Below are 13918 nucleotides of genomic sequence, written 5' to 3'. Positions count from 1 at the left end.
TTTCGGTGGTCAATGGGTTCTAGACAAGCTCCATTTTCCTTGAAAAGACGGGCATTCTCGGTTTAAACCGCCGTCGGCGCCCCGACCATCATCGGTGGATCAAGGCTAAGGCACGGCAAAATGCCGGCCTGTGCGCGTGGAACGCGCAGAGAAAGCAAAAGCGCCCGCCCCAGTCAAGGGACGGACGCTTTGCGTGGACTGGAAGCTAGATCGAGTATTCCGGAGCGGCCCAGACCACAACTTCCGGGTGCTCGTAGAACCGGTACCCCTGGCCGCGGACCGTCCGGACGGTGTTGGCGAGGCGGCCGAGCTTGGAGCGCAGGCGGCGGATGTGCACGTCGATGGTCCGCTCGTTGGGCACCTCTTCGGCGTTGCGCCACAGGCCTTCGAGCAGCTCGTCGCGGCCCACGGTGCGGGTCCCGTTCTCGACGAGGTAGTTCAGCAGCTCGAACTCCTTGAACGTCAGGTTCAGGGATTCGCCGTCGAGCGCCACTTCGCGGCGGGCAAGGTCGATCAGCACGCCGGACGGACGCGGGTCCTGGGGCTGCTGCAGGCGGGCGGTCTCGGCCCGCTGGCGGGCGCCCACCGTGGGGTCACCGAAGGTGGAACGGACGACGTCGAGCGCCGAGCCGGGTGCGCTGGCGGGGGCGACGGCGACGGCGGCGTAGCTTTCAGCGCCGGAGACCAGGGACTGGGCGTAGGCCCGGATTTCCTGGGCCAGCTTCGCAATGGAGGTGCCGGCAGCCGCCGCGGTTTCCTCGTCGATCCCCATGTAGAGCACGAACCCGCGGGCGACGTTGTCGCTCGGGACGGGACGGACGGGGCTGCCGCTCCCCGGGGCAATCACGGGGGTCGGGGCCGTGGCCGGGGCCGGCGGAACAGCGCGGAGCTGTCCGTAGGAGTTGGGGTTGTATCCCTGCGGCGCATAGCCCGGGGCGGGGAAGCTGTTGCCGGCGCCTGCGGGGGCAAAGGATGCCCGGCCGCCGAAGCCCTGGCGGATACCGGAGGCCTGGCCGGCCTTGCTGGCGTTACGGACGGAGATGTGGACGTATCCGGATGCAACTGACATGGATTGCTTACCTCAATGTGAATGGCCGTCATCGCGGCTCGAATGCTACTTTTCCCCGCAATGAAAACTGGGGAGGGGCGCCCGACGCTGGGCTGGGGGCGAATGCCTAGAAACCTTTGGGGTGTAAAAGTTAGGCGTGCATTCGACAACAGCGCTTCTCGGTACCAGCGGGTGCGCTGATCCAAAAAACTGCGGCTGCAGGTGCTGTTGAGTTCTTGTTCACAATTGAAGTGTGCAACGTAACAATGACAACTTGCAAGTAACAATGGACGCTAAAGTCCACGATGTGAGACAAACCGCGGAATTGTAGCGCAGATCACAATTCTGCCCGCCCAATAAAATAACACTTGTTCTGTTTAGTCGGCGGCCGAAGGGCCGATAGACCCGAACATAATTCGATCAAACCCGGCTTACTTCCAAAATTATTCACAGTAGGCCCGAACCATCAAACCGTTCGCCTACTTACGATTGGATGTCCAGCGTCCCACAGAGTGGTCACCGGAGGATCCGGGAAATGGCGCCCGTCCAGCGGGTCCGGATGTCCAGCTCGCTAGGCTGGGATTCACAGGCGCCGCACAGGATCCCCAAAGCCGTGCTTAACCGGCAGATCGGAGAGTTGTCCCATGGCCACCTCGCACTCCATGACCAACAACCTCCCCCAGCTCAGCCATCCGGATGGCTCTCCCATCCGCGCCCTGGTCGTGGACGACGAACCCAGCCTTTCCGAGCTCATGAGCATGGGACTGCGGATGGCGGGCTGGTCGGTGGCCGTCGCCGCCGACGGGCCTGAAGCCATGAAGCTTGCCAAGGAATTCCGTCCCGACGTGCTGGTGCTCGACGTGATGCTTCCCGGATTCGACGGCGTTGAGCTGCTGGGCCGGATCCGGGCCTTTGCGCCGGAGGTGCCGGCCTTGTTCCTGACAGCGAAGGACGCCGTGCAGGACCGCATCACCGGCCTGGCTGCCGGCGGCGACGACTACGTGACCAAGCCGTTCAGCATGGAGGAAGTGCTGCTGCGGCTGCACCGGCTGGTCCAGCGCTCCGGAGTGGCTGCGATGGATACCGCCGAACTCGTCGTCGGGGATCTGGTCCTGAACATCGACACGCGGGAAGTGCGCCGAGCGGGTGAGGAACTGCACCTCACCGCCACCCAGTTCGAGCTGCTGCGCTATCTCATGGAGAACCCGAAACGCGTTGTCAGCAAAGCCCAGATCCTGGACCGGGTCTGGGACTACGACTTCGGCGGGCAGGCCAACATTGTGGAGCTTTACATCTCGTACCTGCGCAAGAAGGTCGACGCCAACCACCCGCCCATGATCCATACGGTGCGCGGCGCCGGCTATGTCCTGAAGCCGGCGGACTGATCCGTGCCTGACCGCTCCCCCGAGGTCCACGGCCCAGGACTCAGCTGGCGCAATCCCGCCACCTGGCACCTGCGCACCCGGCTTGTCCTGGTCACCATGGCCCTGCTTGTGGCGATCTGCGGCGCGGTCGGCATCGTCAGCTATGCCTCGATGGATTCCTTCCTGACCAGGCAACTCGACAAGCAACTGGTGCAGGCCGCCGACCGCGCCCGCGAGTTTGGCCGCACCGGCGGCCGCGCCGATCCCCTGGACGCACGGGGCCAGGGCATCGGCACCCTGAACGCCAGGATCGTGGACGATTCCGTCCGCGGCGCCGGCTTCCTCGCCGACGACGCCACCCGGAAATCCCTCACCGACGAGGACGACGAGGTTCTCCTCAAGCTCGCCACCCGGAGCGAGCCCGTAAACCGGACACTGTCCGCCGGGGCCTACCGGCTGGTGGCAGCCGAGACCCCGGACGGCGACGTGATCGTCACCGGACTGCCGCTCGCCGAGAAACAGAACACGCTGGCTTCACTGGTCTGGACGATGGTGCTCGTGTCCGCTGGCGGCCTCGTCGTGATCGGCCTGGCCGGGACGGCACTGATCCGCCGGACCATGAAGCCGCTCGATCAGCTCTCCGAAGTGGCCACACAGGTCTCCCGTCTCCCGCTCGACGCCGGTGAAGTGGGGCTCGCCATGCGCGTGCCGGCCGCCGCGGCTCATCCCGGCACCGAGGTGGGCAGTGTCGGCCATGCCCTGAACCTGATGCTGGACAACGTCTCCCATGCACTCGAAGCCCGGCAGAAGAGCGAGATGAAGGTCCGCCAGTTCGTGGCGGACGCCTCGCACGAGCTGCGCACACCCCTGACAGCCATCCGCGGCTACACCGAGCTGATGCGGATGACCGAACACTTCACCCCCGACGGCGCGAAGTCCCTCGCCCGGGTGCAGAGCCAGTCCGAACGGATGACCACCCTGGTGGAGGACCTGCTCCTGCTTGCCCGGCTGGACGAGGGCCAGCCCCTCAAGCTCACCGAGGTCGACCTCACCCAGCTGGCCATCGAGACGGTCAGCGACGAGAAGGTCATGGCCCCGGACCGGGTCTGGCATCTGGAACTCCCGGAGGAGCCGGTGGTGGTCCGCGGGGACGCGACCCAGCTGCACCAGGTGCTGGCCAACCTGCTCTCCAACGCGCGCAAGCACACCGGCCCCGGCACCATGGTGGTGACCGGCGTGAAGCGCGCGCCGGACGGGAGCGCCGTGATGACCGTGACGGACAACGGCGCCGGGATCGCCCCCGAGTTCGTGGACCGGGTGTTTGCGCGGTTCACGCGCGCGGACGCGTCCCGGAAGAATCCCGTGACCAGCACGACGCCGGCACCCGGCCGGCGGCCCCTTCCCCGCCTTCCGATCCACCCGCCCCGGACGCTCCCCGGCCCCCCGGCCGCCGCTGCCTCCGCGACCGTTTCCGCCGCGTCGGCTGAGGGAACCAGCGGGCTGGGATTGTCGATCGTGCAGTCGATTGTGGAGGCCCACGGTGGGATGGTCAGCGTGGCCTCGGTGCCCGGCCGGACCGAGTTCACGGTGCGCCTGCCGGCGTCACCTCCGGCGGGCCGGGGCGGGGCCGCCGCCGGCCAGGCCCGGGAGCAAGCGGCCACGCCGTCGTCGTGATCCCTGTTACCAAAATGTGACTTAGCAGTCCGAGTCCTGTACGGTTTTTAGGGTGCGGCCATCACTAGGGCCGCATATCCGGATGTACGCCAAGCTCTGCCGCCTCCCGGATTCCGCTGGACCAGGCAGAGGCGGGGGACCCAGAGTTCCCGGGCATTTCTGCACATTGCACCCTTGGGGTGAAGCCGACACGTGAGATTCCGTTCGGCCGGATGACCTCATCCGAACCCGACAGCTAACTCCGCAGGCGTTGAGAGGCGATCATGACTGAATTCAAGGCACAATCGCGCCCTGACGGCGCTGCACCGACCCGCTCCAAGCCATCTCGTCACCGCGCCGAGCCGGCCAAGCCCGCTTCCGCGCTGTCCCGGTTTGGCACCAGCGTAGGCTCCACCGGCCGCCGGGCGGCCGTTGTTGCTGCCGCTTGTGCAGTGCTTGTGGGAGTCGGAGCCGCCGGCCAGGCGTCCGAGACAGCCGCCCGCACTGCCAACGCCAGCAACTCCACGGAATCAACCGTCACGGCGGCCCCCCTGACGCACCTCGATTTTGAACGTGTCCGGGTGGCGAACCAGACCCCCGTCCCCAGCGGCGGCGTCGCGGCCCAGTCCACCGAGGTGAAGCCCGCCGAAGCACCGGCCCCGGCGGCTGCCCCGGCCCCCGCGCCCGCCCCGGCACCCGCTCCTGTTGCCGTCGACGATCCTGCCGGCGCACAGGCGTACGCGGCCAGCCAGCTGGGTTCCCATGGCTGGGCCGCCAACGAGATGCAGTGCCTGATGAAGCTCTGGACCAAGGAGTCGGACTGGAAGACGACTGCCACCAACCCGAGCAGCGGCGCCTACGGTGTGGTCCAGTCCCTGCCGGCCGGGAAAATGGCCAGCGCGGGCGCCGACTACCGCACCAACTACCGGACCCAGATCAACTGGGGCCTGACGTACGTCGAGGACCGCTACGGCTCCCCGTGCGGCGCCCTGAACTTCCACTACGCGCACAACTGGTACTAAACAACCGACACCGCGGGCCTCAGGCCCGGACGGAAGCGAGGCCCCAGATCCACTGGATCCGGGGCCTCGCCTGTGCCTGCCGCAGTCCGGCGACGGTGTCGCGGAGCGGCTAACCGCCGGGACGGTTGGGGATGTACTGCACCGCCCATTTGTTGCCGTCCGGGTCGGCAAAGTAGACGAAGTGCCCCCACTCCTGGACGTCGACGTCGCTGACGTCCACGCCGTTGTCCTTGAGCTGTTTGTGCGCGGCCTGGATATCGCTGACCACAAGCTGCAGGCTGGGGGCCGTTCCCGGCGGAGCGTCGTTGAGCCCCTCGCCGATGGCAATCGAGCACCCCGAGCCCGGCGGGGTCAGCTGGACGAAGCGGATGCCGTCCATGGGCCGTTCGTCGTAGTCGGCGTTGAAACCGACCTTGTTGACGTAGAAATCCTTGGCACGGTCCACATCAGACACGGGAACAAAGACAAGTTCAAGTTTCCAGTCCATGCGGCTCAGGCTAGCCCCGGGTGCTGTTTCCGGAAGGGGTTAGCCGGCCACGCCGTAGAGGCGGTCGCCGGCGTCGCCCAGGCCCGGGACGATGTAGGACTTCTCGTTGAGCTTCTCGTCGATCGAGGCGAGCACGATCGTCACGTTGGCGTCGGCAAGCTCCTCTTCCAGCTTCGCCAGGCCTTCCGGGGCGGCCAGCAGGCAGATGCAGGTGACGTCGGAGGCGCCGCGCTTGAAGAGGAACTTGATGGCCTCGCGCAGCGTGCCGCCGGTGGCGAGCATGGGGTCCAGGACGAAGATCTGCCGGTCGGTGAGGTCCTCGGGGAGGCGTTCGGCGTACGTGATGATGTCCAGGGTCTCTTCATCGCGGGCCATGCCCAGGAATCCGACCTCGGCCGTGGGGACCAGTTTGGTCATGCCCTCAAGCATGCCGAGTCCGGCGCGCAGGATGGGGACCACCAGCGGGGTGGGCTTGGTGAAAGCGGTGCCAATGGTGGTGCTGACCGGCGTCTCGATGGTCACCGGTTCGGTGCGGACTTCCCGGGTGGCCTCGTACGCCAGAAGCGTGACGAGTTCCTCGGTGAGCTGGCGGAAGACCGGGGACGGGGTGTTCTTGTCCCGCAGGACGGTGAGCTTATGGGCGACCAGCGGGTGGTCCACAACGAGAGTGCGCATGGGTCAAAACTATCACCCGGCGGCAGGGGGCCCGCCCGTGGGACCGCGGGTCCCGACGTCGTTGGTCTCCCCCGGAGCGCCGCTGCCGGCGGCGCCGTCGCGCAGGTGGACCTCGTTGTCGAAAGTCGGTGCGGGTCCGGCCTGTTCCCGGTGCCGCAGGACATGGAAGAGCCGGTGGGCCAGGATCACTATCCCGACCCAGGCCAGTCCCAGCACCCAGCCGATGATCACATCGGTCATCCAGTGGTGGCCCAGATAGACCCGGCTCATCCCCATCGCGAAGATGAACACCGCCCCCGCCGCTATCAGGCCGACCCGGGCCAGGGTGCGTTTGATCTGCAGGCAGGCGAGGTACACCACCAGTCCGATCACCACCGTGGTGTTGAGCGTGTGGCCGCTCGGGAACGACGGCGAGGTTTCGTAGGGCGGGACGGCGTCGGCGTGGTCCGGGCGGGTGCGCCCAATCAGCTTCTTGCCCACGGACGTCGCGGTCACGGAGACGGCGGCAGCGCCGCCGATCAGGATCAGCGGCCGCCAGGTCCGGCTGGCCCAGATGAGCCACGCCGTGAGGATACTGGCCAGGATGGGCATCCCGATCCCGCCGCCGATGTTGGTGAAGCCCGTGACAAACGCATCCAGGCCGGGGCTGCGGAGCTGCTCCATCATCCCGAGGGTGGGCTTGTCCAGGTTCGCCAGGCCGGCGTCGTCCACGACGTTGTCATAGACCTCGGCACTCAGCAGCGCCAGGACCAGCACCACCACACCGCCGATGAGCATCGTGGCCCACAGCGCCGCGTAGGGCACCACCCATTTGCCCCAGCGCTGCGTCAACCAGCTCTCTGTCCCGGTGTTCACGGTTTCTCCCGAATGTTAGTGCCGGTGTCGTTGCCGGGCAGCCGGGCTGCACAGCTTGCTTACTGTCGAAACTATCATTGAGCCATGACTTCCCCCGAGCCCCGCCATGCCGAATGGATGGGCCTTGCCCTCACCGAGGCGCGCACCGCCCTGGCCACCGAAGACGTGCCGATCGGCGCCGTCGTCATGGGCCCCGACGGCACGGTGCTCGGCAGCGGGCGCAACGAACGCGAGGCACTCGGCGACCCGACGGCGCACGCGGAGATGGTGGCCATCCGTGCGGCCGCCGCCCGGCTGCAGGAACTCAGCTCCCGGGGCGGGAGCGCCGGTGACGGCTGGCGGCTGGCGGACTGCACGCTGGTGGTGACGCTGGAGCCCTGCGCCATGTGCGCCGGCGCCGTGGTGCTGGCCCGGATCCCACGGGTGGTCTTCGGGGCGTGGGACGAGAAAGCCGGGGCCGCCGGGTCCGTGTTCGACATCCTCCGCGAGCGCCGGCTCAACCACTGGGTGGAAGTGTATGGCGGGGTCCGGGAGCAGGAGTGCGCCGCGTTGCTGCGGGACTTCTTCGCCGGGCACCGCGGCGCCTGAACCTGGGCCATCTCGACTCCCCGCGCCGGTGTTCCCGGGAGCCTTACCTGCCGGCGGCGGAGCCTGCCGCGGCGGCCGCCAGGGCGTCGATCCTCTTCTGCCGGGTGGCCGGTGAATCGAGGCTGAACGCGCGGAAGTCGCCCAGGTCCGCGCGGATCCAGTCCTCCACTTCGGCGATCCGGCGCGTCACAGCGGCCGTGGGCGCGTGGAACACCCAGGGAACGATCCGTTCCCTGCCGGGATCGTACTGCCACAGCCCGATGATCCGGCCCCGGTCGAAGATGGGATGGTCCGGGAGGTCCGCCTGCAGCGCGAGCGAACCCAGGGCCTTCGTGTGCTGGTCCTCGTCGGCCAGGAGCTCGGCGGCGTTGCGCCGCAACAGCGTGAGGGAGTCCGTGCCCGCAAGCAGCTGGATCTGCTCCCCGGCCGGCTCTTCAAACGCGGCGAGCCGTTCGACGTCGTCGGGCAGCATCCACAGCGTGTCCCCGGCGGCGGTGGGAACCCCGACCGCGCCGGCCGCGGCCAGCGACGCCTTGCTCTGGGCCACGGTGAAAGCCGTGAACCACTGCGATTGTTTGAAGGTGGCCCCTCCGGTCCAGCCAAGGTAGCGGCGGATCATTTCGGTGCGGGCGCCGTCGTCGTCGAGCGGGCCCGGCGGCAGGTCCCACAGTTCGTAGGCGTAGCGCTGCTGGTCCAGGCGCCCGGTGGCCGGGACCCGGCGGATCCGCCCCTGCGACTGCAGGACGCCAAGGGCGGTGGGCAGCGTGGTGGTGGCGCCCTTCTTCTTGCCGTCCTCTCCGAGGTTCCGCACGGATTCGCCGAGTTCGTCCTTGAGCTGCCGCGGGTCCATCGGAACGGCGGCCTCGGCGAGCGTGTGCAGCACCTGCTCCTCCAACAGGGTGATTTCGCCGCGGTCCACGCCGAGCCGGCCGACCACCTTGACGGCGGCCTCGGCCGCCTCCCGGCCGAGGCGCAGGGCCCAGGCGAAGTCGTCCCGGCCCAGGACGTAGGTGCAGCCGCGCGCCGTCGGGAGTTCCAGGATCCGGTGCGCCAGGACGTCGGAGTCCACTTGTTCTCGGCGGATGCCGGCCCGGGCGAAGAGTGTGAGGTAAGGGTTGGCGCCGCCGACGGAGCGTGCCCAGCCCGCCCGGGCGAATACCTGTTCCGAGGTGCAGCCGGCCAGTGAGCCGTCCAGGCCCTGCTTGTGCCAGGCCCAGGCTCGGAGGCGCTCCCGGGTGAGGGTCCGGGCCGGCGGCGCGTTCGCCGTCAGGGGCTGCGTAGTCAGGGGCTCGGGCGTCATGGGGTCATTGTCCACCAGCGGGTGCGGCTAGGGAATCTTCCGCGGCAGGCTTTCCGGCCCCGCGACGGGCGGCAGCCCGGCCGGGCGTTCCGGGTAGAGGGTTTCCAGCACGGTCCGGGCGGTGGCGTCCCAGCCGGGCAGTCGGTCCCGGGCGTCAACCGCGGCGGCTTTCCAGCGGGCGCGGAGGGCGGGCCCGGACAACCAGTGCCGCAGCACGTCCGTGAGGGGCGCAGGGTCCGCGCCGAGCACCACGGCTGTTCCCGGCAAGACGGCCGCACGTTCCGGCGCGGGCGTTGGATCAGGGGTGCCGGCGGCGAGCGCTTCGACGGCGCCGGTGCCGGCCCGGACCACCACCGGCACACCCCGGGCAATGGACTCCGTGACCACCAGCCCGTAGGTCTCGGCCTGCGAAATGAGCAGGCTCAGGTCGGCGGCGGCCCACTCTGCCTCCAGCGCCGGGCCCCGCAGCTCCCCCGTGATCCCGATGCGGCCCTGCAGCCCCAGCCGCGTCACCGTGTCCCGGAGTACTGCGGCATAGGCGGGATCCGCGGTGTCGGAGCCGATCAGCGAGGCGGTCCACGGCAGGTCCGGCAGGGCGGAGAGTGCGGCGAGGAGCAGTGACTGGTCCTTGTTGGGCAGCAGGGCGGCCACGGCAATCAGGTGCGGCGGCTCCGATCCGGAGGCCAGCGCGGCGGTGTCGGTGCCGGGCAGGGCTACCTGGAGGCCATCTGTTCCGTGCCGGGCCCGGATGCCGGCCGCCGCTGACGTGCTGGTGCAGATCACCCCGGCCGCTTCCCGGAGTGCCCGGCGTTCCAAACCGGCTTGATCGTGGCCGGTGTCATTAACTCCCGAATCCAGCGGCATGTGCAGCAGGATCCAGGCGGGCCAGCCCACAGCCGCTGCGGCCGCGAGTTCCTCCGGCGCCCCGCATGCGAGCAGTCCGTCAACGAGGGTGACCGTGCGCCCGGTGCCGTCGCCGCCGTCGCCGTCGTCGTCGTCGCGCAGGAGGGCGCCCAGCCGTTGCCGGTCCGCCGCGCTGCCCACCGGCCAGTCGCCGTCGACCGGGCAGGTTTCAACCTCCACTCCCAGCGCGGCAAGCTCCCGGGCGAGGGCGGCGTTGTAGACGTTGCCGCCCGAGTTGTGGCGTACGTTGCCGGGCACCACCAGGCGGAGGCGGAGGGCACCCGGCCGCAACCTGCTCCTGGCTGGCACCGAAGTCCTAGCTGGCCTCAAAGTCGAGCGAGTAGCTGGCCCACGCGTCAGGGGTTTCGCGCAGGGTGACGTCCAGCCCGGCGAGCTCGCGTCCGTCCGCGCCGGTGCGGATCCTGGCCGCGACGGCGTCGGCGACGTACTGGGCCAGTGCCTCGGTGGTGCTGAGCCTGCCGGCGAAGTCCGGGTGCTCGTCGAGGTTCTTGTAGTTCAGGCCTTCGAGGATGGAATCCAGCACCTCGCCGGCCTCGCCGATGTCCAGGACGATCGAGTCGTCGTTCAGGGCCCGACGGCGGAAGGTCACTTCCGTGACGAACGTGGCGCCGTGCATGCCCTGGGCCGGGCCGAAGGCGGGGCGAGGGAGGCTGTGGGCGATCATGAAGTTGCGGCGGACAGTCAGGCTGAACACGGATTTACCTCGTGGCTTCTGTTGTGGCTGGGTCGATGGCGGGGTCTCCACTCACCGGGTATTCAATAACGTGGCAGAGCGCGTCCAGTGCGCCGTCGGAGAGCCGCTGGACGACGTCGGGCAGCTCCGCGAGCGGGGACGAGCCGGTCAGGAACACGTCGAACCCGGGATCACGCAGCAGTGAGACGGCCAGCTGTAGCCGGTCGGCGTTGGTGCGGCGGTGGCGGCGCGCCCGGGCCACGACGCCCACCTGGCTGGCACGGATGGAGAGCCGGCGCGCGTGGAAGTCTTCGCCCAGCGGCACGGTGACTTTGCGGTCGGCGTACCAGGACATCTCGATGACGTCGCCGTCGTCGCCGGCAAGTTGCAGGGCCCGCCCGAGGCCTTCTTCCGAGGCGGAGCAGTGGATCACGATGTCGCAGTCCGGCAGGGCGTCGTCGGGGTGCCTGAATTCGACGCCGAGCGTTTCGGCGAACGCCCGCTTCGCCGGGTCGACGTCGACCAGCTGGAGCCGGCCGAGCGGGAAGGAACTCAGGAGCTTGGCCACCATGCCGCCGACGAGGCCGGCGCCGATCACGGCGACACGGTCGCCGAGGCGGGGTCCGGCCTCCCAGATCCCGTTGATCGCGGTCTCGACGGTGCCGGCCAGCACGGCGCGGCGGGCGGGAACGTCTTCCGGAACCACGGTGAGCGACTCCACCGGGACGACGTAACGGTCCTGGTGCGGGTAGAGACAGAAAACGGTCTTTCCCAGCCAGTCAGCCGGGCCAGCCTCGACGACGCCGACGGAGAGGTAACCGAACTTCACCGGGGACGGGAAGGAGCCTTCCTGGTTCGGGGCGGCCATTTCCTCCGCCACGCACTCCGGGACGCGGGCGTTGTGGACCACCAGCTCGGTGCCCTTGCTGATGCCGGAGTAGAGGGTGCGCACCAGCGCCTCGCCCGGGCCGGGAGCGCGCAGATCCTCGCGCCGGAGCTCCCCCTTCCCGGGGCCGACGGTCCAATATGCGGTGGCAGTGGTGGGTTGGGGTGTCTGCTGGTCTGAAGTGCTCATCTTGCTGACGAATCTAGTCCACTGCCCCTTCGCCGGGAAGTCCCGGCGGCCCCGGGCGCGGCGCCGCCCGGGGTCCGGACGGACGGCGTCCGGGGTCTGTTGGGGCGCCGTTTTGTGGATGAGCGCTTTGCTCCGGTAACCTATTGAGGTTGGTGACGTGTCCGAGCGGCCGAAGGTGCAACACTCGAAATGTTGTTTGGTGAAAGCCAACGTGGGTTCAAATCCCACCGTCACCGCCAAGTAGCGAGGCCCCTGCTTCCCTTTGTTTACAGAGGAGGCCCGGGGCCTTTGCTTTATCTAGACGGCCCTCAGCGGTCGCCGCCCGCATGAAGCAGCCGACCAGCCCGCTTGCTCCCGCAGGGTCCGGGCCAAAGAGGCCCCGCCGGCTACTAGAGCTGGCGGGGCTACTTCCTTGTTCCTACTTCTCGCAGGCGATCCCGTCGCCGTCTCGGTCCAGGCTTCGGCTGTATCCGGGCTGTCCCGCGTAGATCGGAGCAGCCCCCGCCTGCTTTACCGCGGTGCAGTTGGCGTAGTAGGCGGCAGGTGCGGGCGCCGGTGCAGGTGCCGGTGGAATGTAGGGCGCTGGTGCGGGCGCCGGCGCTACGTACGGCGCAGGCGCGGGCGCGGGGGCAACAACAACCGCTGCCGCCGAGGGCACAGGTTCGGGTGCTGGCGGAGCCTTTTCACTGGTCGGGGCAAGTTGACCGGTGCAGTCGCCCAGGATTCTTGCCATGGCGTCATGTTCGGCTTGGGTTACCCACAGACTATAGGTTGCCTTGACGGATATCTGTCGGGCCACGTACTCGCACCGGTAGCTCTTTTTCGGCGGCAGCCACGTCGCGGTGTCTCCGTCACCCTTCTGCATATTCGTCGGCCCATCGGTGGACTGAAGGTTGAGGGGGTCATTCGCGAAGGACGTGCGCTGCTCAAGGCTGAGCTGCTGTGCGCCCTTCTGCCAGGCGTCGCTCAATGCCACAACGTGGTCAATCTGTACGGCAGAACTTGTAGCTGCGCCGCGCAGAAAGCTGATGCTCTTGCCGGTGTAGGGATCCGCGAGGTTTCCGCTTTGGACCTTGCAGGGCACGCTGTTCGTGAACTTCACGTCCGTCAGGTCCCGCTTGAGTGTGTCGTTTCTCGTGTCGCAGCCATTTCGATCAACGTCCGCCCATGCCTGGCCGAACATCGCACGGTCGTAGCCGGTCTTTGGAGCACGGCCCTTGATGACGAGCGTATCGAGAAGATCAAGTGCTTTGGTCGCGTAAGCAGGCTGGGTTTTAGGGGCAGCGTAGCTGACCCCTACGGCCACATCCGAGTTGTTATCCGGGTCCAGCGGAGCGCCGGTCTCCGTGGCGGACGCCTTTGGGGAGGGAGTCGAGGAAGGTGTTGCGGAACTGGACGGGCTGGCGGCCCGCTTCTCGCTATCTGAAGCTGCTGAGGCATCCAGATTCTCTTTAGGTTTCGCCGTTGTGGTGAGGCCGCCAACCATGACGAGTGCAAGTGACGCCGCAAGGACGATGCCGCCCGTTTTTCTTCCGCCGGGCAGGCGTGCCCATGAGCGACGGCCGGTGGCGAGGATGAACAGACCCGTCATGGCAGCGAATATGCCGAGGAAAATCAGTGCCCCACCAATTCCACCGCTGGCACCTCCGAGAGCCATGAAAATCAGGGCGAGGGCCCCGACGACGAAGGTGGATGCTTTCGGTTTATTGGGAGGCTTCGGCGCCTCCATCGATAGGTCCCTCGGGCCTAAGAGCGATTTGTAAATATTCAATTGGTGTTCCCCCATTTTGCAGCACCGTAGCGTCTTCGCTCGGTTCCAGACTTAGGACGCTGTCTAGCGCCTAGGGGAGTATATGGCTTTACTTACACTTTCAACCTTCTGTGAAGGCATTCGCTGTGAGGTGCGGGGCCAAGCGCCCGGATTGAGGGGATTCATGCGCGGGTCAGCGTAAGACCTGACCCGCGGAAGCTTGCGACCGGCACGGCGCCGCACCTACAAAAGATTCCTGCAGCTGGCTCCATCGTTTTGAGACCATGGAGCCAGCCTTTGCGGAATCCGGCTCGATCGGTACACCGAAATGGTCTCTCCCCAGAAAGATGCCCGGGCCAGATCCCAACGCAAGAGTAAACGGCTTCGCTTTGGCGGCTCTTCAAGGTTCCCGGGGAATGGTCTGCTGAGATGATTGCTCATGCTGCCATCCGGGCTGCACTTCTCAAGAGGATACGCGATTTGTAGTTGTCCGGGTTCCGGTAT

The 13918-nt window shown here is 67.6% G+C and carries 13 protein-coding genes, 1 tRNA gene and 1 riboswitch; of the genes, 5 read left to right on the top strand and 9 right to left on the bottom strand.

What is annotated here, in order from left to right:
• Positions 1–205 precede the first annotated feature (205 nt).
• Positions 206–1069: a winged helix-turn-helix domain-containing protein gene (locus ACZY0Y_RS18180; RefSeq protein ID WP_160667883.1), complete on the bottom strand. Its 864-nt coding sequence runs from the start codon at positions 1067–1069 to the stop codon at positions 206–208.
• Positions 1070–1692: 623 nt separating this feature from the next.
• Between ACZY0Y_RS18180 and ACZY0Y_RS18175 the strand changes: the two genes are divergently transcribed.
• From ACZY0Y_RS18175 to ACZY0Y_RS18165, 3 genes are all read left to right on the top strand, one after another.
• The gene (locus ACZY0Y_RS18175; protein WP_160667885.1) at positions 1693–2433 is read left to right on the top strand and encodes a response regulator transcription factor; all 741 of its coding nucleotides are present in this window, start codon (positions 1693–1695) and stop codon (positions 2431–2433) included.
• 3 nt (positions 2434–2436) lie between these two features.
• On the top strand, positions 2437–4086 hold the full coding sequence (locus tag ACZY0Y_RS18170) for a sensor histidine kinase (RefSeq protein WP_463959612.1): 1650 nt from the start codon (positions 2437–2439) through the stop codon (positions 4084–4086).
• Positions 4087–4190: 104 nt separating this feature from the next.
• A riboswitch (cyclic di-AMP (ydaO/yuaA leader) is annotated at positions 4191–4351 on the top strand.
• Complete coding sequence (locus tag ACZY0Y_RS18165) at positions 4350–5087, top strand: aggregation-promoting factor C-terminal-like domain-containing protein (protein WP_463959611.1); 738 nt, start codon at positions 4350–4352, stop codon at positions 5085–5087. Its footprint overlaps the riboswitch before it by 2 nt.
• Positions 5088–5196: 109 nt before the next feature.
• Here the strand turns inward: ACZY0Y_RS18165 and ACZY0Y_RS18160 are convergent, their stop codons facing one another.
• From ACZY0Y_RS18160 to ACZY0Y_RS18150, 3 genes are read right to left on the bottom strand one after another with little or no spacing between them, the layout of a single operon-like run.
• Positions 5197–5574, bottom strand: coding sequence for a glyoxalase superfamily protein (locus ACZY0Y_RS18160; protein ID WP_463959609.1), 378 nt, complete (start codon positions 5572–5574; stop codon positions 5197–5199).
• 39 nt (positions 5575–5613) lie between these two features.
• Positions 5614–6249 carry a uracil phosphoribosyltransferase gene (gene upp / locus ACZY0Y_RS18155; protein WP_024366205.1) on the bottom strand — a complete coding sequence of 212 codons (636 nt, stop codon included), beginning with the start codon at positions 6247–6249 and terminating at the stop codon, positions 5614–5616.
• Positions 6250–6261: 12 nt separating this feature from the next.
• Positions 6262–7104, bottom strand: coding sequence for a phosphatase PAP2 family protein (locus ACZY0Y_RS18150; protein ID WP_463959607.1), 843 nt, complete (start codon positions 7102–7104; stop codon positions 6262–6264).
• 84 nt (positions 7105–7188) lie between these two features.
• Here ACZY0Y_RS18150 and ACZY0Y_RS18145 point away from each other — a divergent pair, with 84 nt between their 5' ends.
• A complete protein-coding gene (locus tag ACZY0Y_RS18145) occupies positions 7189–7692 on the top strand; it encodes a nucleoside deaminase (protein WP_463885857.1) in 504 nt (167 codons plus the stop codon).
• A 43-nt stretch (positions 7693–7735) separates the two neighbouring features.
• On the opposite strand, the gene ACZY0Y_RS18140 is transcribed toward ACZY0Y_RS18145, so the two are convergent.
• The 4 genes from ACZY0Y_RS18140 to ACZY0Y_RS18125 are packed head-to-tail and all read right to left on the bottom strand — an operon-like array spanning position 7736 to position 11664.
• Entirely contained in the window at positions 7736–8992 is a 1257-nt protein-coding gene (locus ACZY0Y_RS18140; RefSeq protein WP_463959605.1) for a DNA glycosylase AlkZ-like family protein, read from the bottom strand.
• 27 nt (positions 8993–9019) lie between these two features.
• A complete protein-coding gene (locus tag ACZY0Y_RS18135; RefSeq protein ID WP_463959603.1) occupies positions 9020–10186 on the bottom strand; it encodes a glycosyltransferase in 1167 nt (388 codons plus the stop codon).
• A 25-nt stretch (positions 10187–10211) separates the two neighbouring features.
• Complete coding sequence (locus ACZY0Y_RS18130) at positions 10212–10610, bottom strand: 6-pyruvoyl trahydropterin synthase family protein (protein WP_463885853.1); 399 nt, start codon at positions 10608–10610, stop codon at positions 10212–10214.
• Positions 10611–10614: 4 nt separating this feature from the next.
• Complete coding sequence (locus ACZY0Y_RS18125; protein WP_463959601.1) at positions 10615–11664, bottom strand: zinc-dependent alcohol dehydrogenase; 1050 nt, start codon at positions 11662–11664, stop codon at positions 10615–10617.
• A 151-nt stretch (positions 11665–11815) separates the two neighbouring features.
• On the opposite strand from ACZY0Y_RS18125, the gene ACZY0Y_RS18120 reads away from it, so the two are divergent.
• Positions 11816–11903: transfer RNA gene (locus ACZY0Y_RS18120), tRNA-Ser, on the top strand.
• Between the two features lie 179 nt (positions 11904–12082).
• Here the strand turns inward: ACZY0Y_RS18120 and ACZY0Y_RS18115 are convergent.
• Entirely contained in the window at positions 12083–13393 is a 1311-nt protein-coding gene (locus tag ACZY0Y_RS18115) for a GmrSD restriction endonuclease domain-containing protein (protein WP_463959599.1), read from the bottom strand.
• Between the last annotated feature and the right edge of the window lie 525 nt (positions 13394–13918).

The sequence above is a fragment of the Pseudarthrobacter kochi genome (assembly GCF_055412805.1).
This window is presented reverse-complemented; position numbering and strand designations above follow the sequence as displayed.